General features: G+C 68.7%; 9 protein-coding genes and 3 pseudogenes. 4 read left to right on the forward strand and 8 right to left on the reverse strand.

Translation table 11 applies throughout. The annotated features are described in order from the left end of the window. The first annotated feature begins 39 nt into the window (after nucleotides 1-39). The 3 genes and pseudogenes from KY389_RS14195 to KY389_RS14205 all read left to right on the forward strand — a co-directional run. Entirely contained in the window at nucleotides 40-429 is a 390-nt protein-coding gene (locus tag KY389_RS14195) for a phage BR0599 family protein (RefSeq protein WP_246588153.1), read from the forward strand. After that, nucleotides 426-875, forward strand: coding sequence for an NlpC/P60 family protein (locus KY389_RS14200; protein WP_219831642.1), 450 nt, complete (start codon nucleotides 426-428; stop codon nucleotides 873-875). The genes KY389_RS14195 and KY389_RS14200 overlap by 4 nt, the downstream gene beginning before the upstream one ends. Nucleotides 876-883: 8 nt before the next feature. Beyond that, nucleotides 884-4723 (forward strand): annotated as a pseudogene (locus KY389_RS14205) (baseplate multidomain protein megatron); the annotation flags it as partial. Here KY389_RS14205 and KY389_RS15765 read toward each other — a convergent pair. From KY389_RS15765 to KY389_RS15915, 8 genes and pseudogenes are all read right to left on the reverse strand, one after another. Further along, complete coding sequence (locus tag KY389_RS15765) at nucleotides 4636-5595, reverse strand: GIY-YIG nuclease family protein (RefSeq protein WP_219831643.1); 960 nt, start codon at nucleotides 5593-5595, stop codon at nucleotides 4636-4638. The pseudogene KY389_RS14205 and the gene KY389_RS15765 overlap by 88 nt on opposite strands. Continuing rightward, nucleotides 5592-6362 carry an HNH endonuclease gene (locus tag KY389_RS14215; protein WP_219831644.1) on the reverse strand — a complete coding sequence of 257 codons (771 nt, stop codon included), beginning with the start codon at nucleotides 6360-6362 and terminating at the stop codon, nucleotides 5592-5594. Before KY389_RS14215 ends, KY389_RS15765 begins: the two co-directional genes overlap by 4 nt. Continuing rightward, the gene (locus KY389_RS14220; protein WP_219831645.1) at nucleotides 6359-10252 is read right to left on the reverse strand and encodes an Eco57I restriction-modification methylase domain-containing protein; all 3894 of its coding nucleotides are present in this window, start codon (nucleotides 10250-10252) and stop codon (nucleotides 6359-6361) included. The genes KY389_RS14215 and KY389_RS14220 overlap by 4 nt, the downstream gene beginning before the upstream one ends. A gap of 3 nt (nucleotides 10253-10255) precedes the next feature. Further along, nucleotides 10256-12961, reverse strand: coding sequence for a helicase-related protein (locus KY389_RS14225; RefSeq protein ID WP_246588155.1), 2706 nt, complete (start codon nucleotides 12959-12961; stop codon nucleotides 10256-10258). A gap of 64 nt (nucleotides 12962-13025) precedes the next feature. After that, nucleotides 13026-18182 carry a DEAD/DEAH box helicase gene (locus tag KY389_RS14230; protein ID WP_219831647.1) on the reverse strand — a complete coding sequence of 1719 codons (5157 nt, stop codon included), beginning with the start codon at nucleotides 18180-18182 and terminating at the stop codon, nucleotides 13026-13028. A gap of 8 nt (nucleotides 18183-18190) precedes the next feature. Then, complete coding sequence (locus tag KY389_RS14235; RefSeq protein ID WP_343222973.1) at nucleotides 18191-19066, reverse strand: BrxR family helix-turn-helix transcriptional regulator; 876 nt, start codon at nucleotides 19064-19066, stop codon at nucleotides 18191-18193. A gap of 84 nt (nucleotides 19067-19150) precedes the next feature. Then, complete coding sequence (locus KY389_RS14240) at nucleotides 19151-20047, reverse strand: tyrosine-type recombinase/integrase (RefSeq protein ID WP_425517201.1); 897 nt, start codon at nucleotides 20045-20047, stop codon at nucleotides 19151-19153. Nucleotides 20048-20125: 78 nt separating this feature from the next. Next, nucleotides 20126-20359 (reverse strand): annotated as a pseudogene (locus tag KY389_RS15915) (Arm DNA-binding domain-containing protein); the annotation flags it as partial. A gap of 188 nt (nucleotides 20360-20547) precedes the next feature. Here KY389_RS15915 and KY389_RS14245 point away from each other — a divergent pair. Then, nucleotides 20548-21987, forward strand: a pseudogene (locus KY389_RS14245) (DUF6880 family protein). Nucleotides 21988-22180: the final 193 nt, after the last annotated feature.

Consider the following 22180-nt stretch of genomic DNA (forward strand, 5'->3'; position numbering starts at 1 on the left):
GAGCCGGCTGGGACGACGACTTCCTTCGCAGCGTTCTCAATGGCTTGGCGATCGAATGAGCCATATGCGATTGCCCTTCTGCGCGACCGGGCCTCCACCGCCTCTGGGCTCGGCAGCTTCGCGGCGGGATGGTTTGCGCATGGGACGGTCGAGTGGGCATCCGGTGCCAGTGCCGGGCGGCGGGCCGAGGTGCTGGCCCATGATCTGGTCGACAGCCTTGCGATCCTGACGCTGCTCGAGGCTCCGGTGCGCCCTGTCGCCGAGGGCGATTGCTTCATCGCCCGGGCGGGCTGCGACAAGCGCGTCGCGACCTGCAGCGCGAAGTTCGCCAATGTCGCGAACTTCCGCGGCTTTCCGCATATCCCGGGGCAGGACACGATCCTCCGCTACGCCTCGCGCGATGGCGGCCATGACGGGGCGGTGCTGTGACAGCGCCGCGCGCCGCCGCCGATCCTGAGAGGGTTGTCGCGGCGGCGCGGTCCTGGCTGGGCACGCCCTACCACGACCAGGCGAGCCTCAAGGGCGTCGGCTGCGACTGCCTCGGGCTCGCGCGCGGCGTCTGGCGCGAGGTGGTCGGCCCCGAGCCGTTCCCGATCCCCGCCTACAGCCGGGATTGGGGCGAGACCGGGCCGCGTGAGGTTCTGGCCGAGGGCGCACGGGCGATGATGATCGAGGTGCCGCCCGCCAACGCCCCGCCCGGCGCGCTGGTCCTGTTCCGGATGATGCCGCGCGCCATCGCCAAGCATGTCGGCATCCTCACCGGGCCCGACACGTTCCTGCATGCCTACGAGCGGCTCGGGGTGATCGAGGAGCCACTCACCCCCGCCTGGCGGCGGCGCATCGCCTTCGCCTTCCTGTTCCCCGCCGGAGACTGATCGCAGCCATGGCCACCCTCGTTCTCGGCGTCGTCGGCTCCAGCATCGGCATGGGTTTCGGCGGGTTCGCCGGCGCCCTCGGACCAATGGCGGGCGCCGGCTCACTCCTCGGCCTGTCCGGCGCGGCGATCGGCGGGCTGATCGGCTCGACCGTGGGCTCGGTCATCGACAGCTGGATCATCTCCTCGCTCGCCCCCACCCAGCGCATCGAGGGCGCGCGGCTGGAAAGCCTGCGCATCACCTCCTCGACCGAGGGCGCCGTGATCCCGCGCCTCTACGGTCGCATGCGCATCGGCGGCAACATCGTGTGGGCGACGGATTTCCGCGAAGAGACGAAGACCATTACCCAGCGCGGTGGGGGTAAAGGCGGCGGTGGCGGCAAGGTCCGCACGACCGAGTATCTCTATTACGCCAGCTTCGCCGTTGCGCTGTGCGAAGGCTCCGAAGCCGGTCCCGGAGGGACCATTCTCTCCAGTGGAGAGAATGGAGGCGGAGGAGGCCCGGCAGGGCGGGGGATCACCGGCATCGGCCGTATCTGGGCCGACGGCGAACCGCTCGACATGAGCAGCATCACGATGCGCTGGTATCCCGGCGACGAGACGCAGGCCCCGGACCCGTTCATCGCCGCGAAGATGGGCGCGGCCAACATGCCGGCCTATCGCGGCACGGCCTACGTCGTCTTCGAGGAGTTGCCTCTCTCGGATTTTGGCAACCGGATCCCGCAGCTCTCTTTCGAGGTGTTCCGCCCGCTCGCCGATCCCAATACGGCCGAGGGGCTGACCCGGGCCGTGACGATGATCCCGGCCTCGGGCGAGTTCACCTATGCCACGCAGGCGATCCGCAAGACCACGGGCGGCGCCTTCGGCGGCACGAGCGGCGGCACCACAACGGCCGAGAACCTGAACGCGCTCCCCGACACGACGGACATCGTCGTCGCCCTCGACCGGCTGCAGGCCATGGCGCCTGCGGTCGAGAGCGTCAGCCTCGTCGTTGCCTGGTTCGGCACCGACCTGCGCGCAGGCAACTGCCAGATCAAGCCGGGGGTCGAGGTGGCGGCCAAGGCCACGAGCCCCCGTGTCTGGTCGGTGAACGGCGTGGGCCGCGCGAGCGCCCATCTGGTCAGCCGGGGTCGCCTGCCGAACGCCACTGGTTCGAGTGAGGCAGGCGACGAGGACCGCCCGGTCTATGGCGGCACGCCCTCGGATTTCGCGGTGGTGCAGGCGATCCAGGAGATGAAGGCCCGCGGGCTGCGCGTGACCTTCTATCCGTTCATCCTGATGGACGTGCCGCCCGGCAACAGCCTGCCGAACCCCTACAGCGACAACGCCGCCCAAGCGGGCCAGCCGGTGTTCCCCTGGCGCGGCCGGATCACCTGCTCTCCGGCTGCGGGCTTCGCGGGCACGGTCGACAAGACCGCCACGGCGGCCACGCAGGTCGCGAGCTTCTTCGGCAGCGCCACGCCTGCGAATTTCTCGGTCTCCGGCGAGTCCGTCAGCTGGACCGGCCCGGCCGGAGACTGGGGCCTGCGCCGGATGATCCTGCATTACGCCCATCTCTGCGCCGCCGCCGGCGGCGTCGATGCCTTCCTGATCGGCTCGGAGATGCGCGGGCTCACCACGATCCGCTCGGGCGCCAGCAGCTACCCGGCGGTGCAGGCCTTTCGCGATCTTGCCGCCGCCGTGCACAGCATCCTCGGCCCTGCAACGAAGATCAGCTATGCCGCCGACTGGTCGGAGTATTTCGGCCACCACCCGCAGGACGGCTCGGGCGATGTATTCTTCCACCTCGACCCGCTCTGGGCGGACGCCAACACCGACTTCATCGGCATCGACAACTACATGCCGCTGTCGGACTGGCGGGACGGATTCGACCATCTCGACGCGCAGGCCGGCTGGCCCGCGATCCACGATCGGGGCTACCTGCAAGCCAACATCGCGGGCGGCGAGGGATACGACTGGTTCTATGCGTCCGAGGCCGACCGGTCGACCCAACTGCGCACGCCCATCACCGATGGCGCAGTCGGCAAACCATGGGTCTTCCGCTACAAGGATCTGCGCGCCTGGTGGTCCGAGCCCCACTTCAACCGCCCGGGCGGGGTCGAGAGCGGCACGCTCACCGCGTGGGTGCCGCAGTCGAAGTCGATCTGGTTCACCGAACTGGGCTGCCCGGCCATCGATCGGGGCACGAACCAGCCCAACGTCTTCTTCGACCCGAAGTCGTCCGAGAGCTTCACGCCCTACTTCTCCCGCGGCTGGCGGGATGACGCGATCCAGCGCGCCTATCTCGAGGCGACCTATCTCTGGTGGGGCGCGGCAGCCAACAACCCGGTCTCGACCATCTACGGCGGCCGGATGGTGCATGTGCCCGAATGCGCCGCCTGGACATGGGACGCGCGGCCCTATCCGTTCTTCCCCGCACTGACGGATGTCTGGACCGATGGCCCGAACTGGCGGCTTGGTCACTGGCTGACCGGGCGGCTCGAGGCGGTCTCGCTCGCCGCCCTCGTCCGCCACCTCTGCCTGCGCGCCGGGCTGCCCGAAAGCCGCATCGACGTCACCGGCCTCTGGGGGGCGGTCGAGGGCTATGTCATCGGCGCGCTGGAAAGCCCGCGTGCCTCGATCACCACGCTGGCGCGGCATTTCGGCTTCGATGCCGTGGAGACCGGCGGGATCATCCGCTTCGTCATGCGTGGCCGCGCGGCGGTGGCCGAGATCGATGCCGACGATCTGGTCGCCGCCCCGGACCCCCGCGCCGAGGGGCTGGAGCTGACCCGCGCGCAGGAGACTGAACTGCCGCAGGCGCTCAAGTGGCAGCTGGCCCGGGCCGACGAGGATTACGACGCGGCCCAGGTCGAGGCGCAGCGCATCACCGTCTCTGCGAGCCGCATCGCCTCCGAGGCCTTCCCCATGGCCGTCGCCCCCGAGGAGGCCGAGCGCCGTTGCCGCCGCGCGCTGATGGAAGCCTGGATCGGCCGCGAGACCGCCAGCTTCCGCCTGCCGCCCTCGCGCCTGGCACTGGACCCGGCCGACGTGATCCGGCTTGTCCACGACGGGCGCAGCCTCGATTTCCGGCTCCTGTCCACCGCCGATGCCGAGGCGCGCGGGATCGAGGCCATCCGGCAGGACCGCGCCGCCTACGACCTGCCGCCCGGCGATCCGCGCCCCGCGACGCTCGCGCGCCCGCTGGTGCTGACCGCGCCGGAGGTCGCGTTCCTCGACCTGCCGCAGCTGACCGAGGACCAGCCCGCGCACCGCCCCTTCCTCGCCGCCCATGCGCGGCCCTGGCCATGGGAGCTGGCGGTCTTCCGCAGCCCCGGCAGCGACGGGTTTGAGCTTCTGACCACCGTGCCCGCCCGCGCGCGGATGGGCGTTCTGGCCTTCGACCTCTGGCCGGGCCCGGTCTCGCGCTTCGATCTCGGCAATGCGCTGACGCTCGATCTGTTCACCGGCTCGCTGGAAAGCGTCTCCGATCTCGCCCTGTTCGGCGGGGCCAACGCGCTGGCGGTCGAGGCCAGCCCCGGGGTCTGGGAGATCGTCCAGGCAGGCGCGGCCGAGCTGATCGCACCGGGCCGCTATCGTCTGACCCGTCTCCTGCGCGGCCAGCGCGGCACCGAGGGGGCGATGGGCAATCCGGCTCCCGCCGGAGCGCGGGTCGTTGTGCTCGACAGCACGCTCACCCCGCTGCCGATCGCGCTGGGGAACATCGGCCTACCGTGGAACTGGCGCGTGGGTCCGGCAACGCGGCCACCCTCCGACGAGACCTATGTCGCGCAGGCCTTCACGCCTGCGGGCACGGGCCTGCGCCCCTTCGCGCCGGTCCATGTCGAACAGCCCTGGCGGCAGGCACGCATCCACAGGATCCGTCCGTTCGCGCTCGCTCCGATGACCGTCGCGGCCGCAGCCGAGGCCGACGGGAAGCTGTAATCGGCGGTGAAGAGCAGAAACTCGCCCTCCTCTCGCAGGACGCCCGTTTCCATCAGCGTCCGGCGCATCGCCGCCGTGCCGCGCGGAATGGTGGGCGTCGTCCGCACCCGCGCCCGAGACCCGGCCAGAACCACGAACTCGCCCGAGGCGCCCAGCTTCATTTCCGCAGCAAAGCCTTCCCCACGGAAGAAGAAACGCAGATCCTCCGCGGTATCGCTGCGCGAGACTGCCGCAGGCACCGGCGCCGCCTCTGGCGCGCGGCCGCGCAGCTCGCGGAACAGATCCCAACCCAGCGCCCCGATCAGCGTCTTGGTCTGATCCACGAACTCGTCCATGGCGGCGCGGTCCGGCAGAGGGAGCTTGCCCGCATCCTCGGAAGGGCGCTTCATGTTGGGGATCGTCCAGCGCGGGTTGCTGCCCACGCTCCGGATCAGACAGGCCTCGACATAGCGCGCATGGCTCTTCGTGAGGTTCTCGTCCTTGCTGATCAGAACGACCGTGTCGGTCCAGAACCCCTTTGCATCCCGACCCGTCTCGTTCGCGTTGTGATAGGCAAGGCGCGCGCCGACATCTTCGGACTCGCCGATATAGGCCAGCTGACGCTCGGGTTCGTTCTCGTCGCCGCCGACCAGAACATAAACGCCAGGGCGCGCGATCTCGGGGAAGGTCTCGCGGACGCGCTTGAGCTGGTTGCGCCGGAAGGCGATGGCCTGGATCGTGGACATCGAGATCTGCGCCACCCGGATGCCGTTGGGGTCGCCGTCGAGAAGGAAGATGTTGATCGAGCGGGGTTTCATGCCGCCCCCTCCGCCGCCTTGCCGAACAGCTGCGCCCGGTGCCAGGCGAGATGGCGCCGGTGCGCATCGGTCAGCGGCAGGGGGGCCTGCCAGACCAGCGCCGCCCGCGCCGCCCCCGACAGGCCCGGCGCGAACATGGGCGTGCCGTCGTCGGCAAAGCTGACAAGCCCGCGGTCGAAGGCCGCATCCCACAGCGCCGACAGCAGCAGGCCGTTGTGCACATCGAGCCTTTGCGCATCGCTTTCGCAGGCGGCCCAGGGCACGATATGCGAGGCGCGCAGAAGGGCGGGCTCGGCGATGCCGGTCAGCGGGCAGCGGCCCTGCCAGTAGTCCATCAGCGCGGCGCGGAAGATCTCCTGCCCGATGCGCTGCACCGTCAGCCGCTCGGCCTCGGTCGTCTGCGGCAGGGCGCGGGTGCGGGCCTCGAACTGCACCAGCGGCGCGTCAGGCAGGCTCGCGGCCAGCTCATAGACGCGCCTGAGCACCTGATAGAGCGGCGTGAGGCTGTCGAAGCGAAAACGCGCAAGGCCCGGGCCGGGCAGCGGGGCCGGAGCGAGCCCGAGTGCTGCGATCACGCCGGCGTGGTCGAGCGCGAGATACCACGGGCCCCCGGGGCCCTGGGCGGCGAGATGCACCGTCCCCGGCACGGTGGTCGAGGCGAAGCCCGCCCAGCCCTCGCGCTCCCCCAGCACCCGGCGAAAGCCGTTGTCGCGCGCGGCCTTGTCGCATTCGGTGGCCACCACGAAGGATTGCGGCGCCTCGATCATGGCAGGCCGAGTGCGGCGAAGGCGCCGTCCTGCTCCATCCGGTCCCAGGCGGCGAGCGTCAGGCGGGCGGTGCGGAACTCGCCGTGCTGGCGGATTTCCTTCTCCTTCAGCACGCGGAAGGTTTCCGAAGGGTAGTCCGCGCCCATCGCCTCGGCCGGGTCGAGGATGTAGAGCAGATCATCGCGCGAAAGCCCATAGGCGCGGGCGTAGAAGGCATCGAGCTGGGCGCGCCGATGCGCGCGGCGGGCTTCGTCCCAGGCGAAGGGCGGGCCGGCGTGGCCCAGATCGGCCGCGAAGGGGGCGAGGCTGTGGGACGTATAGGCGAGTTCCAGCACCCGGGGGGTGACGAAGGCCAGCCGCTCGGGCGTGTAGAAGGCGGGGGGGAGGAGTGGGAACTGCCGCAAATAGAAATAGGTCAGGTTCGTGCCGCCGACCTTCTGGCGCGCCACAAAATCGAGCACTAGCGCGTTCAGGTTCGCCTCAAGGCCAAGCCAGAGCGCAGGTTCGGCATCGCAGAACATGAGCGGCAGCTTGTGATTGACCCCCACCCGCGGGAAGACGGTGGCGATGACGGTGCGTTCGTTGGTGGCGTTGGTGATGTCGCGCCAGCCCATGAGCCAGCCGCGGCGCCAGCCCTTGGCTGCAAGGCGGGCGGTGACCTCGGCCTCGGGCACCCAGTAGCGGGGGGCGGGCTCGAAGGCGGGGTCGGCTTTCTGCGCGGGGGTGATGTCGGCGGTGTCGGTGCCGTTTTCGGCATAGCCCGCCCAGCGGTGATCGAACTGGTGGATCATCTTCGCCTCGTAGAGCGGCACGAAGTGCTCACCCCCCTTGAGCCAGTCGGCGCCCGCGCGGGCAAAGCCCCCGTCGGCCAGCTGCGCGGCGGTGCGGAACAGGTGGCTGTCCGAGGTCATGTTGAACAGGCCTTGCCGGAACTCCACGCCCCAGGGGTTGCCCTCTGCCCCCTTGCCTTCGTCGATCAGGACCGGCACGCGGGCATAGATGCGGGCGGTCAGCGCGGCATCGGCGCGGGAGCGGAAGACCGGCGCGGTGCGGGTGTTGGGATTGATGGCGGCGATCGCTTCGGAGCTGAGGGTAAAGCTGCGCTCGGGCTCGGCCAGTCGCGCGGGGTCGGTGAGGAAGAAGGCAAAGCGCGCCTCGGGCTCGTTTTGCCCAAGCGTGAGCAGGGCGAATTTCATGCGGCTGTCCACCGCCGGAAAGAGCCCTGCGCGGTTCTCGAAATCGACGAGCCGCGCCAGCCGCCTTGTCTCCACCAGATGGGCGAAGAAGGGGGCGGTGGTGGCATCCGTCGCAATGCCCGTGGGCACGATCACCCCGGCGCGGGCGCGGGCGAGGGTGGCGAACAGCTCGGCGAACAGGGAATAGGTGTTCACCTTGCCCCGCGCGGTCAGGTCGAAGCGGCCCGATGCGCGGGCGAATTCGTTCTGGGCCTCGAACTGCCGCTTGTCGGTGACGAACTGGGCGAAAAGCTCTGGTGCCTCCGTCTCCAGCGCGGCGATGGCGCGCTTGCGCGCCGCCCCGGCAAGCGCGGCGATCTCGGGCCTGCGGGCGGCGAAGTATTCCTCTTCGCCAAGCTGCATCACTTCCCACGGCGGGTTGCCGAGGACCACGTCGAAGCCGCCTTTCGCCATGACATCGGGGAAGGCGAGCGGCCAGTGCAGGGCGCGGGCGCGGCGGGCGGCGTCGAGCGCGGCGCCGAAGAGGGGGCCATAGGGGGCCACCCCGCGCAGCCATTCCCAGAGCGTTCCGCTGGTCGGCACCATCTCGGCCCCCCGGCGCGGCATTCCATCCGGCCCCGCGCCGGGCCCGCCCTTGCGCTTGGGCAGAAGGAAGGCGGCGGTATAGAGGTCGCAGGCGTATTCCAGCTCGAGCCCCGCGCCGCCCCGGGTCAGCGCAGCAAGGCGCTTGGCCTTGGCCTCGATCTCTTCGACCGTATCCTCGGGCATGGTGCGCAGGGCGGCGAAATCGGCCGTCAGGCTGCGCGCGCGGCCGAAGCCGAAGCCCCTGGCGATGCGGTCGCGTTCGCGCCGCTCGCGCCTGTTCTTGTCGGCGTAGTGTTTCGCCACCGCCTTGTCGTCGCCCGCCAGCGGCTTGAAGGCGGCGTCGGGGATGCCCTCTTCCAGCACCTTGAGGTCGAGGACGCCCAGAAGCGCATCGCCGCAGCGGATCTGCGCGTCGAAGAAGCCAAGCGGGAGGCCCGGGTCCACCGTCTCGATCCAGAGCGCGACCTTGGTGAGCTCGACCGCCATCGGGTTGCGGTCCACCCCATGCAGGCAGACGCGCGCGACATCGCGCAGGGCGTGGCGGAAGTCGGCGGTCCCGGGCGTGCCCTCGGCGCGCAGGCGGGCAAGGCGCGTGGCGATGCGCCGCCCGGCCGCCAGCAGGAAATGGCCCGAGCCGCAGGCGGGGTCGATCACCTTGAGGTCGAGAAGCGCGCGCCCGGGGTTCTCGGCAGCCTCGGCCTGATCGAGCACCGGGTCGAGCGCGGTATCGAGCAGCGCCTGCACCAAGCTGTCGGGGGTGTAGTAGGAGCCGGTGGTCTTGCGCTGGTTGCCGCGGGCCTCGGCGGCGGTTTCGGCAAAGCGCAGGCTGCGGCCGTCCTCGGCAAGCTGGGGCTGGAGTTCGAGGAGGGATTCATAGACCGAGCCCAGTTCCTCGGTCTCCATCGCGCGCCAGTTGACGGGGACCAGGCCCTTGCCCTGGTCGAGCCAGGCAAGGCGATAGAGCGCCTCCATCAGCGCGCGGTTGCGCAGGCGCGCGGGTTCGAGATGGGGCAGAAGGTTCGCGGCGAAAAGGCCGCCCAGGGCGGGCAGGCCCAGGCGCGGCTCGCCCCGGGCGAGCGCACGGAAGACGATCTTGAGCCCCTCGTAGCGGTCATGGTGCCGGTCCCACGCGGCGCGGCGGACGGATTGCGCGCGCAGATGCGACAGGCTGTAGCCCTGGGCGTAAAGCGCGCGCGCCTCGGGCGTGGCGCCGGGCGGGTGCAGAAGGCTGCGGTCCTCGGCCACCATCAGGAAGATCAGCCGATAGACGAGGCGCAGGAGTTCGTTGAACCAGTCGGTCAGGCCGATCTCGCCCGCGGCGAGGCGGCGGGCGAGGTCCGGGTTGGCTTCCAGAAAGCCCGTGCCGAGGGTGGCGAGCGCCTGTTGCACCTGGCCTGCCAGCCGGTCGCGCGCGGCCTCGCCCTCCTTCGCGCCGGCCTCGCGCCAGCGTTCGAGTGCGCAGTCATGGGCAGGCGTGCCCGCGGTGCCGAAGCGGCTGCGGTGGATCAGGAGCCAGAGGGTGGCGAAGGAGGCGGCGTCTTCGGTTTCGAATATCTGGGCGAGGTCGGCCTCGATATGCGCCGGGCGGGTGAGCGAGGCGTTGTCGCGCATCAGCCGGATGCGGGTGCCGTTGGTGACGAGGCCCCAGAGATGGGCGTCGGTCGCGTTCAGGTGATCCTGCAGCGCGTAGGCGGGCGAGCGGGGGCGGTCGGTCGAAAGCGTGGGGCTGCGCCGGTCGAGCCGGTCCTCGGCGGGGGGCACGCCGACGATGGGCACGCGGTCGCCGGCGATGAAGGCCAGGGGGGCCGCCGCGGGGGCGAGGTCGTCAAAGCCGAAGGTCTCGGCGAGGAGCGCACGGATGAAGCGGCGCGTCGCCTCGGCCGAGGGGTTCGGCAGGCGGGCGAAGGCGTCGAAATGCGCTTGCCCTACGCGGAAGGCGGTGGCGATCTCCTCGCGGATCGTCAGCCCCTTGCGGATGCGGTAGCCGGCGCGGGTGTCGTCGGTCTCGTCCGGTGCGGCGATCTTAGCGACCATCGCCGGTGCGATCAGGTTGCCCTCAAGCGTAAGCGAGGGCCAGGCGGCAAGATCGGTGAGCGCTTTGCGGGCCATGGCTCAGCCCACGTCCGGCAGAAGGGTGAAAAGGCCGATGACATCGGGCGGCAGGACGGGCTCGACGCTGACCCTTGTGCCGGTGCCGGCGGCGGCGCGCAGGCGGCCGTGGTCTTCCCGCAGCGCCTCGGCCCGGCCCTGCACGAAGGCGGCGAGGGGGCCGGAGATCAGCGCGCCGAGTTCCTCGTGCGCCCTGGCGATGAAGCGGTCACGGGCGGAAGGGGCAAGGTTACCCGTGGCCGGGGCGGCGATGAGCGCGCGGGCGTTTTCGCCGGTGGCGACGATCTGGCCGCCCCCGAGCGCCACAAGCGCGGCCTCCTCGGCCAGCAACATCTGTTCGCGCCGCGCATGGACCGTGACCTTGTAGCGGATCCGCAAAAGCGCAAGGCGCGTGAGCCGCTGCACCGCAGCCGTGGGCCAGGCGCCCACCCGCCCCAGCCCGAGCGCCGCAGGCGCCTCGGCATCCAGGGAGGCTTCGATCAGTGTCTCGGCAAGCGCCGTCGTCAAGGGGTGGGTACGCGAGATGAGCGTTGTTCCGGACGGCGCCGGTTCCGAAGTGGCAAGGCGGATCGAGCCCTCAAGCCCCCGCTCGGCCAGGCGCTCGCGCAAGGCGGGGTCGAGCGCCGGGAGATGGGCGATAAGCAGGGACTTCCGCGCCTCGATCGGCGCGCCGAAGCGCACCATGGCGCGTTCGACGAAGCGGCGGGCATCTTCGGGCGTGCCGAGAAGCGCGCGCGCCCTTGTCCATTCGGGGATGACCTCCTGCGGCTTCATGGCGTTCTGTGCGAAGATCGTCCGTGACCGCTTCTCCTTCTCGGACACATCGCGCCAGCGCGCCTCCACGGCGCGGCTGCCGTCCTCGAGCCTGAGGTCCAGCGCCAGCTGCTGGGCCTTACCCTGGCGCAGCATGACGGCAGCCATCAGCGCGTCGGTGACGGGGCCGCGATCTTCCGGCAAGGGAACGGTTACCCCTGTCGCCTCACGAATTTTCTTGGCCTTGTCCAGGATCACATCGAGGACCGCGCCGTCGATCGCACTGTCGGGCGAATACATCATGATCGAGCGCACAAGCGGTGCGGGCTGGCCAAAACGGTCGACCCGCCCCTCGCGCTGCTGGTGGCGCGTGGGGTTCCAGCTGAGGTCGTAGTGCACCACGGAGTCGAAAAGCTGCTGCAGGTTGATGCCTTCCGACAGGCAGTCGGTCGCCACGAGAACGCGCTGTGTTGCCTTTTCGTCCTCGTCCCCAGCCATGTCAGCGACACGGTCGCGGCGTTCGTCGGGAGTCAGCACACCGGTGACCGCCTCGATCCTGATTTTCGGAAAGGCCCGCCGCAAGCCGTCGCGCACATGGTCGGCCGTGGCTAGATAACGGCAGAAGACGACCGGATTGGCCCCCTTTGCCAGGAGGGGCCGCAGGGCCTCGATCAGCGCCTCAAGCTTGGGATCGGGACGGCGGAGCAGCGCCTCCGTCTGACGGATCAGGTCGAGGAGTGCGGGATCGGCCTCGAAGGTCGTGTTGGGTTCGAGATCGACCGCGTCTTCGTCGTCGCTGTCCTCGTCGTAGATCTGTGGCTCGAGCCGCTCGCCCGCGCTGGCCGCGCGATTGCGCAGTGCAGACAGCGCCGCGGCTGGCGACGAGCCCACGCAGCGCATCAGCGCAAGCGTCCCCCAGAAGGCAAGGCGACGTTCGCGCTGCCCTGCACCGGCGCGCTCGACCACGCCGAAGCAGTAATCGAGAACGGCCTCATGGTAGGCGAGATGTTCGGGCGACAGGCGGTAGGGGTATTCAGTGGTCTCGTGCTGCGGGAATGCGCGCGTCTCGCCCCAATCGGCGCTCAAGAGGTCCGCCCTGCGCCGCTGCACGAAGTGCCGCGCGAGCCGCTCGCGGAAGCGTGTCTCGTCGAAGCGCATCGCGGCGAAGGTCGGATCGATGAGCGACAAGAGGCGCCCGAAGGCTTCCTCGTCGCCCGAATGCGGCGTGGCGGTCAGCAGAATCATCCGCCGCGCCGGATCTTGCGCAAGCCCGGACAACAGCGCGAACCGCTGTTGCTTGCCGCGCTGCGTGCCGACACAGGCATGGGCCTCGTCCACGATCACGAAGTCGGGGCAGGCCTTGGCAAAGCCCTCGCGGCGCTTCTCGGCCTTGATGTAGTCGAGGCTGACCACGGTGTGAGGGTAGGCATCGAACAGCGTCTGTTCGATGGGCAATCCGCGTTCGAGCCGCGCGGCGCTGCCGGCCGTGACCGCCGCGGCCTCGATCCCGAAGCGCGCGCTGAGTTCGATTACCCATTGCTCGACAAGATGCGGCGGGCAGAGGATGGCAAAGCGGTCGACCTCTCCCCGGTCCATCAATTCGCGCAGGATGAGGCCTGCCTCGATTGTCTTACCGATCCCCACATCGTCGGCGATGAGCAGACGCGGCACGGCCAGCCGCAGCGCCATCAGAAGGGGGACGAGCTGGTAGCTGCGCGGCTCGAAGGCGAGCTGTGCGGCGGATCGAAAGGGTCCGGCACCACGCCGAAGGGTCAGCTGCAGCGCATCGGCCAGAAGCTCGGCCTTGGCCTGCACGGTGGGGGGTGCTTCGGGTGGCAGATCGAAACGCGCGGCCTCGACCGGCTGAAGTTCAAGCCGGGGATCGAGGATGACCATGTCGGTCTCGCTGCCCGACAGTGGGCGCAGCGCCAGAAGCCCTTCGCGCGGGGCGGGCATCGCCACCCATTCGCGGCCCCGCGCCTGCACGAGATCGCCCGGAGAAAATGAAAGGGTCATGGCGCTATTCCTTGAGGCGTTCAATCAATTCCGTGGACACCCCCTCCGCCGGGTCGGGTGCGAGAGCGTAGAGCTCCCAGGCGCGCGCCTCGGCCTCCTCCCGCGCGGAATCGGAGATGGGAGTCGTCGATGCAGCCACCCGTGCGCTGGTCCATACAAAGGGGATCTCCTGGCCAGCGAGCACGAGCAGCTTGCCGTCTGGCGCCGGAAGGCCAGCCGACTTGAACACCGCATCCCAAGCCGTAAGGCGCGGAGCTTCCTTGCGCTTCAGGGTGCCCCGGGCGAGGTCGATCAGCAGCTTCCGCGCGGCGGGGTCCGCCCTGTCGATCAGCTCGTGGTCGGGCTGGTTATAGTAGGACAGAAGGCAGCGGTAGCAGGCCCGCGCGCATTCGGTTCCCGGCGCATCCGTGAGAAGCGCCGGATCCCCGGCCGCGACCGCCTCGTTGACACCCTCGAGGTGCATCAGCGCCAGCGCCGCCCGCGCCACGGCCGGAAGCGCCGCCGTGTCCTCGACCAGGCGGCCGAGCACCCCCGCGCCTCCTTCGGTGGCTTCATAGATCAGGAAGGTGCGCCGGTTGTCCCGGGTGGGCAGCGGGTCGCCCAGAACCTCGCCCTCCTCAAGCTGGAACACGATTGCGATCCCCCGCAAGAGCGCATGCTGAACCGTGGCGAAGGTTTGCGACGCGAGAGCCTCGGGGGCAGCGAAGCGCAGAAGCAGTGCGTTCTTGTGGTCGCGGACGATCGGCACGATGCGCACGGGTCTGGCGACATCCGGCTTCGAGTCGCCGTCGTTGGCTTCATCTTCTGACTTCGCCCACAGGCCCGTACGGGGATCGATATAGAAGCCGTATTCCGTCTTGTTCCGCCGCCGCTTCAGCCCGAGGTTGAGTCGGCTGATCTCTGCCCCGTTGGCGTATTGCAGGGTCAGAAGCGGTTCATCGCCAACGCGGACTTCAGCCTCGGTGATCCGGGGGCGACCGTCCTGCCGGGGCCAGGCGAAGACGGTCTGTACCTCGAAGCCCTGGCGCACGCGCTCCTCGTCATTGGCCGTGATGCGTTCGGCTGGGGCAGCCTCGACATTGTCGATCCTGAGCGTCCGCGCGACCGGGATCGCATCGGCCATCGGGTGATGGCAGGCATGGCAGCGCTCGGTTTCCTCGCCATGGCTGGCGCCGCAGTTGGCACAGATGAAGAGGTCCACGGCGTTGAGGTCGGCCCCGTCGCCGGCGCGCGCGTCCGGGGGAAGCTTGGCCTTCGTGACCCGATAGGCGCGCCCCTCGTGATAGATCAGGCTGCGCGGCCCGAACTCGGAGATCGCGAGGAACCGGGCGCGTTGCAGATAGGTGCCCGATTTGCCCTCGCCAGGGATGAAGGCGTAGAGTGGCAGCCGCGGGAAGTTGTAGCCCGGCAAGAAGCCCTCGGTCGCAAGATACCGGTAGGAATAGAAATCCGACCCGTTGGTCGCCTTACCCTGTTCGAGAATGCCGATCTGATCCTGCGCCTGCGCCTGGGATGCCTTGATCTTCCGGCGTTCCTCGTTCGAAAGACCGACGATTTCGGACCGTTTGTTGGCTTCAAGAAGCTGGGCGCGCGCGGACCTGTAGAGTTCGCGCCAACGGTCGAAGGCGCGGTCGAAGCGCTCCGGCGCCTCGGTGGCTACCTGTGTGACGAAGTCGTCCGGATCGCCGAGCCAAAGGGGCGGCCCGCTGTAGAGCGCGTCCAGTACCTGCTTGAGAAGCCGGGACATCGGCTCCCTGGCACGGGCGACGAGGCCGGGTCTGCGCAGAACGTCGTGAACCTCGCGTTTCAGGGGGAAACCCTCTGCGTCAAGGTCCAGCACGTCCGGGATGTCGGGGGCGAGCGCGAGCCCGGTTTCTGCAAGCCATACCGCATTCAGATGCGACCGGATCAGATCCTCGTTGGTGATGTCGAGCGCAGGCGGGCGCACGACGCCTGCGACCATCTCGATGCGCCGCTCGAAGAAATACTGGTCATGCGGCGACTGGGCGGCGCAGTAGGTGGTGATGACGGCTGGCTGACCCGACCGTCCGGCGCGGCCTGCCCTTTGCGCATAATTCGCAGGCGTAGGCGGCACGTTTCGCAGGTAGACCGCATTGAGCGCCGAAATATCGACGCCGAGCTCCATCGTCGGCGAGCAGAACAGCGCCGGCAGGAACTGGATGGGTTCCCGCTCCTCGCGGAACTCGGCCTTGCGCGCCTCGATCCGCTCCTTGTCCTCCGGCTCGTAGCGAAAGCGCCACTCGCGGAACTCGCGTTGTCTCGGGGTCACCTGCGCGGTGTGCTCGCGGCTCTCGAGGCCCCACCATGCACTTTTGCGGCATCCCAGCTCCTCTGCGATGCGCAGGTAGAGGTCGCGGAAATAGGGGTTCAGCGTGCCCTCGGCCGCCGCGATCCCGGGGCCAGGCACCAGCCGGAGGGCGCCCGGCGAGAGCCGCCAGCCGCGCAGGTCGGCCTCGATCTCGACGGGAACCAAGAGCCCCTCTTCGGCAAGCCGGGACAGGAGGCCCTCCATGAACGCGAGATAGGCGTCGCGTTTCAGCCTCGCGCCCAGGAGATCGGGCGTGTTGACAATCCGCGCGATGCGCGAGTTTTGGCCGGCACGCAGGATCGTGCGTTCCTCCTTCAGCGACACCCTATCCTTGCCGGGCGCCTGCAAGAGCAGGGTGGTTCGGGCGCGCAATCCCTCGCGCTGGTCGATTGACCAGGGCGCGCGCAGATGCGTGCGCGAAAGCTGGCTCACACCGTCCAGAACGGCAGGATCGAGTGCTTCGGTATTTACCGCCAGCCCCTCGACAAAGGCAGGAAGCAGCCGGCTCAGAAGATCCCTCAGCCGCGGCGGGTCGAGCGCAGCGCCTTGCGGCAGAAGAGCATCGAGTGCTGCGGCGTCTTCGGCAACGTCGTCGAGCCCGATGAAGTCAAGCCCAACGAGTTGCAGCCCCGTCAGGTTGGGGCTCGTGAAGCGCCAGCCGCGGCGGAGGTCGGCCCAGACGCGGTGCGCGAGAACTTTCGCCAGGGCGCGCTGGGCTTCGTCCCGCGTGACCGCGCCGGCTTCGGGATCCATGAGCCAGTGGATCCTGACCTCCCTGTTGGCGGCAAGAAACCCGAGTGCCCGAACCACCCGCAGGCCGAATTCGTCCTCCGACAGACCGCTCGCCCCGGCATCAATGACGGCCCGAAGGATCGCCCCGCGCAGAAGGCTGACGAAGACGAAATCGTTGAAATGCCCGGCCTGGAGCGCGGCATCCTGCCGGTTATCGGTAAAGCCGAGGATCTTGCGCTTGTCCTCTGGCACGCCGCTTTCCTGTTGCTGCATCCAGCGTAGCGCCGAAGAGACCAGGAGTGTCGTCGCCGAGCTTCGGCCCTCGCCCGAGAGCCCGGGCAGCTTGCTGCGCTCGCGCGCGCTCGGGTTCGGCTCGTCGAGACATCGCGGGCAGAAGCCGAACTTTCCGGGCAGGAACCAGAAATCGCGCCCGGGGCCGGGGCGCCCATCCGGTCTGACCGAAACGCGCTCAGGCACGCGCCCCTTGCGGTTGGCCCGGACGCGCTCGACGCCCGCTTTCTCCTCGCGCCAGCCCGCCGGCAGCGTGTCGATCTCGCCCGAGAAACGATAGTCGGGGTCATCGTCACCCGTCGGGGTCAGGTAGCCAGCTGTGTCGCCTTCCGGATCTTCGCGGGGCGTGTCGTCGATGTCGCGCGGCAGAAAGATCGGGCCATTGCCGTCCTCGCTGCGGGTGACAACATGAAACTCCTGCCCGCAGCTCCGGCAGAAGCGGGTGGGATAGAGCCGCGTGCCGCGATCCTTGGGATCTTCAAGCTGGCCTTCGAAGAACACGCGACGCGGGGGCTCGCGCAGGGTCGTGTAGACTTCGCCTGCGCCCGAAATGAACCTGTGGAGCTTGAACGCCAGAAACGCCGATGCGCCGTCGCCGCCACGCTGAGTCTCGGGCAGGCTCACCCGCGTGAGGAACGCCTCCAGCGCCGCGCGACACTCCGGCTCGGGAAGTTCGGTATCCTCGGCCAGGCGCCTGACTGCGTCGCCGAGGGGAATCGGCGGCTTGCGGCGCAGCACCAGCCCGTCCTCAAGGCCAAGCGCAAGCTCGCACCAGACGGCAAGCGGATGCCGGCGCAGGGCCGCATCGGACAGGGCCTCGGGCAGCGGCGTGCCGATCACCCCGGCAAGTTGCGGGCGCACATGATCAAGCTTCAAGGCGTCGTCGGTCGCGCGGACAAGCGACTCGTCGATCACCGCGTCTGTCCCGACCGGCGCTCCGAACAGCCGGGAAGCCACCCTGGCCACCGCTCCGGCGCGGTCCTCGTCCGTGCCTTCGCTTGCCATGGTCGCCGAGGTGCCGATGCACAGCGGCTCTGCGCCGTCCGCACAGCGGTTGCGCAGGCGCCGCACAAGCAGCGCGACATCGGCGCCTTGCCGCCCGCGATAGGTGTGAAGCTCGTCCAGAACGATGAATCTGAGGCCGCGGGCGTTGTCGATCACGCGCCGGTCAACCTCGTCCTGCCGCGTCAGGAGCAGCTCGGCCATCATGAAGTTCGTCAGCAGGATGTCAGGCGGGTTTGCCGCAATCTCCTGCCTTTCGCCCTGTGTTTCCTGGCCCGTGTAGCGGCGCACGACGGGGCGCAGCGCCTCTGGCAGATTGGCCTGGTCAAGGAATTTCTCGATTTCCTTGATCTGGCTGTTCGCGAGCGCGTTCATCGGATAGATGATGATCGCCCGAGTTCGCCGCGCCGCCCCAGCCTCGCGGGCGCGGATGATCGCATCGATGATCGGCACGAAGAAGCACAGCGACTTGCCCGAACCCGTGCCGGTGGTGACGACGAAGCTTCGCCCCTGTCGTGCCTTGGCGACAGACTGCTGCTGATGCTTGTGAAGGGTCAGCGGCGCGCCATGGATGCGGAAGACCTGGCCGGTGGCCGGGTGCAGATCTCCAGCGGCAACCAGCTCGGAAATGGATGCGCCGCGTTCGTATCGGGGGTTGAGGGACAGCAGCGACTCCGGCCAAAACCGGCCTGCAGCGTATTGTGCATCGACCTCGGCGAGAATGTCTTCGGCCCGGATCGACGCAAAGGATCGGGAGAAGCTTTCGTAAGCGTTGATGAGTTCGTGATCGTAATCGAACGCGCGCATAATTCCTCCTATCCCGCGGGCTGCTCAGCAGCTGGCCCGGGGCGAAGATCCGGGTTGACGAGCACGATCTGCTGGTCCTGCGGGCGTCTCGCAGTCGGGTCGGTGTCCAATCCGAGCCGCTTCAAAGCATAGTAGAGAAGCGCCCGGCGCACCTTGATGGTGGCCCTGCCGCCCTGCATCCCGTAGTCGCGTTCGATGACCCTGGCCTGCGCCGGCGAGAGGCCGGGGTGGGGTGCGATCTCCAGCATGACCTCCGAGTGCCAGTCGTGGTCCGCCTCCGGCGAGATGTCGCTCTCGCGCGACCCGCGGATCTCGAGGATCCGCGAGAGCAGGAAATCCTTGAAGCATTCATCGGCCTGGCAGAACGCCCGCGCGTGCCAGCGGAAGCCGTCGAAGGCGATGGCGTGGGGGGCGACCCAGCGCCATCGGGGCTCGGGGCTGGAGAGGGACTGGTATCTCACCTCGATCGCCTCCGACCGGCGTATGGCGCCGACCACCGAGCGGAGTGTCACCGGATCGATGCCCCGCACTGGCGTCGGCGCGGAGGCATAGGGCGGCAGGTCAGGGATCCAGCAATCCTCGCGCTCCAGCACGTCTTCCGCAACCAGTCGGAGCTGCGAGAGGTAGTGCGCGGCGTCCGGAGGGCGGAACTTGCAGTCGAAGTTCCGGCCGCGGACGTAGGTCCGCGCGCTCTTGTCATAGACCATGTTGTTGGGCGCCAGCGCGATGTAGCGGTTCAGGTCGGCGGACGCCTGGTTTACCGAGACCCCGAACTGTTGCATCACGTCGATGCGATTGACGTGCCCTTCCCAGAACAGGCGGAACTCGATGAACTCGAGGCGTTGCTCGACGCCCCAGCGCAGCTCAGCCTTTCCCTTGCCCACGTCACTCTCCCGGTCCATCTTGAGCGCACGCCAACTGTGCGCGCCCAATTTATGGGCCTACCGTAGCGGCGCGGGCCGTCGCGATCAATCGAAAATGGTCGGGCGGGTGCGCAATTGTCCCAAGGATTGTCGCAGGTTCTGCGCCACCGCATCGGCTGCCATCCGCACCGGATCGGCGGCGAGGTGGGCGTAGCGCGCCGTCGTCTGGACCTGTGTGTGGCCGAGGAGCTTGCCGATCATCGGCAGGCCCTGACCGGCGGCGACGGCCGTGGAGGCGAAGGTGTGGCGCAGGTCGTGGATGCGGACGTCCTTCACGCCGGCGCGGGCGCGCGCGCGTTGCCAGAAGGGTTGCAGGTCGCTCAGCGGCTTGCCCGGCAGGGTGCCGGTGATGACCCACGGGTTGCCGTCGATGCGCCGGGCTTCGCGGAGCAGCTCGACTGCGGGCTGACCGAGATGGACGAGCTTGGCGCCGGTCTTTGAGTCTGGCAGGCGCAACACGCGCTCGGCCAGATCGACATGGGCCCATTGCAGCCGCATGATCTCGTTCAGACGGCAGCCGGTCAGGATCAGCAGGCGCGCTGCGAGGATGGCCGAGGGAAGCTCGATCCCCTCCGCCTCCATCTCGCGCAGCACCTCGCCGATCTGTCGCAACTCTGCCGCGCTGAGGAAACGCTCGCGCTTCTCCTCGGGATACTTGCGGATGTGCTTGCGCGGATTGGTGCCGTCAGGGCGCAGACCCCAGAGCTCGGCAAGGCTGAACATCTTCGAGATCACCTCGAGGCAGCGGTTCGCCTGGTAGGGGATGTGGCGCAGGTCGTGGTGGAATTTCGCCACGTCCGCCCGGGTGATCCCGGTGACCGTCAGCTGGCCCAGAGCGGGCAGGATGAAGCGCCGCAGGTTGCGCCGATATTCGTTGGCAGTGCTGGGTTTGAGGCGGACGGCGATGTGCTCCTTGTCGAAGCGCTCGGCCAGTTCCCTCACCGTGATCGCCCTGCGCCCCGCGTCCCGCTCGGCAGCAGGGTCCTCACCGTTGCGGGCCGCGGCGATGATGGCGATGGCGCGGCTGCGCGCCTGCTCGCAGGTCAGCACCGTGCTGGGCCCGAGGCTGATCCGCCGGGACCGGCGTCCGGCGCGATACTGGACCACGTAGCCCTTGCGCCCGCTCGGCAGCACCCTCAGCCCGAATCCAGGGATGTCGCTGTCCCAGAGGAAGTATTCGGCAGGCTGGGGTTCAGCGGCGTCGACGATGCGTTTGGTGAGCTTGGGCATGGCGGTCGGTCCTTTCCCGTCCATAGTCCCGATGCCCGGGCGACAGTCAACGAACGCATTGAAATAGCGCAGAAAAAGGAATTAGAGCGCTTTTCCGCGCAAGGCGTTTCAGCGCGGTGGAGCGGAGAATCGACGAACCCCGCGAATCAGAACGCAGGTTCCAGACCCCGCGGACGGCTGATAAGCTTGGGGAAAAGAAACTGGCGATCCCGATGGCTTCCAAGACCACCCTCAATGCCAAGAACCTCGAGGCCCTGGGCGCACAGCGCCTGGCGGAACTGCTGATCGAGGTCAGCACCGGGAACGCGGCGGCCAAGCGCAAGCTGCGGCTCGCGCTGGCCGGGGCCCAGAGCCCGAGGGAGGCCGCGCGGGAGATCACCAAGCGATTGACCAGCATTGCCCGCGCCCGCAGCTTCATCACCTGGAAGAACCGCAAGGCGCTGGTCACGGATCTCGAAACGTAGCGGCGCGCCATCGTCGAGCAGATCGCGCCTGCCGATCCGGATGAGGCGTTGGCGCTCATGTGGCGGTTCATGGCGCTGGCCACGTCGGTCTTCGAGCGGTGCGACGACTCCAGCGGCACCGTCATTGGCATCTTCCGCCAGGCCTGCGCCGATCTCGGCCAGCTCGCCGGGAAGGTCCGGCCGGAGCCGCAGGCGCTCGCCGACACTGTCCTCGATGCGCTTCAGGACAACGGCTATGGCCAGTATGACGGCTTGATCGGCATCATGGCGCCTGCGCTTGGCGACGAGGGGCTGGCGGCCCTGAAATCGATGGCCGAAGAACTCGGCCGCTCGCATGTGCCGGTTCCGCCGAAGGATCAATGGAAGGCGGTAGGCTGGGGGCCGGGCGGCACCACCTACGAGCACGAGATGCGGGCGCGTGAGCGCACGAGCACGGTCGCCATGGCGCTCAAGGACATCGCGGACGCGCAGGGCGACGTCGACGGCTTCATCGCCCAGTACGATCCGAAGACCCGCAAGGTGCCGCAGATCGCGGCCGAGATTGCGCAGCGTCTGCTGGCAGTCGGCAGGGCAGGCGAGGCGTTGGGGTTCCTCGAGCGCGCGGAGCTCGGCGACGGGATGCGGGTTTCACTGGCGTGGAAGGACATCCGTCTGCAGACGCTGGAGGCGCTGGGTCGTGGCGAGGAGGCGCAGGCGTTCCGGTGGGACTGTTTCGAGCGCACGCTATCGGACAGCTACTTGCGGGCCTATCTCAAGCGGCTTCCCGACTTCGACGACATTGAAGCCGAGGAGCGGGCGATGGCGCACGCCATGGCCTATCCGAGCCTTCTTCACGCCCTGCAGTTCTTCCTCGACTGGCCAGCGCTGGATCGCGCCGCCGAACTCATGGTGGCCCGGCACGACGAAATCGACGGGGACTACTACGAGTATCTGGCGCCCGCGGCGGAGGCCCTGTCAGAGCGTCATCCGCTGGCCGCGACGCTGGTGATCCGCGCGATGATCGACTTCACGCTCACCCGATCGCGGGCGAAGCGGTATCGCTATGCCGCCGAGCACCTGGTCTCCTGCGCCCGGCTCGCGCGGGACATCCCGGACTTCGGCGCGTTCGAGACGCACGACGCCTACGTCGCCCGGCTGAAGGAGGAGCACGGCAGGAAGTTCGGCTTCTGGTCGCTGACCAAGGCCTGATGGTCGTGCTACCGGAAAATCAGGTGTCGGCCCCTTGGAAGCATGGTGGAAGCACGAGGGGACAAAGTGCTGCCAGTTTCCGCGCAATCGAGCGCATGGCACCTGCGGGGCAGGGCAGGGCAATCGCATATGGCTCATTCGATCGCCAAGCCATTGAGAACGCTGCGAAGGAAGTCGTCGTCCCAGCCGGCTC

The organism is Paracoccus bogoriensis (assembly GCF_019431455.1).
GTDB classification, from domain to species: domain Bacteria; phylum Pseudomonadota; class Alphaproteobacteria; order Rhodobacterales; family Rhodobacteraceae; genus Paracoccus; species Paracoccus bogoriensis.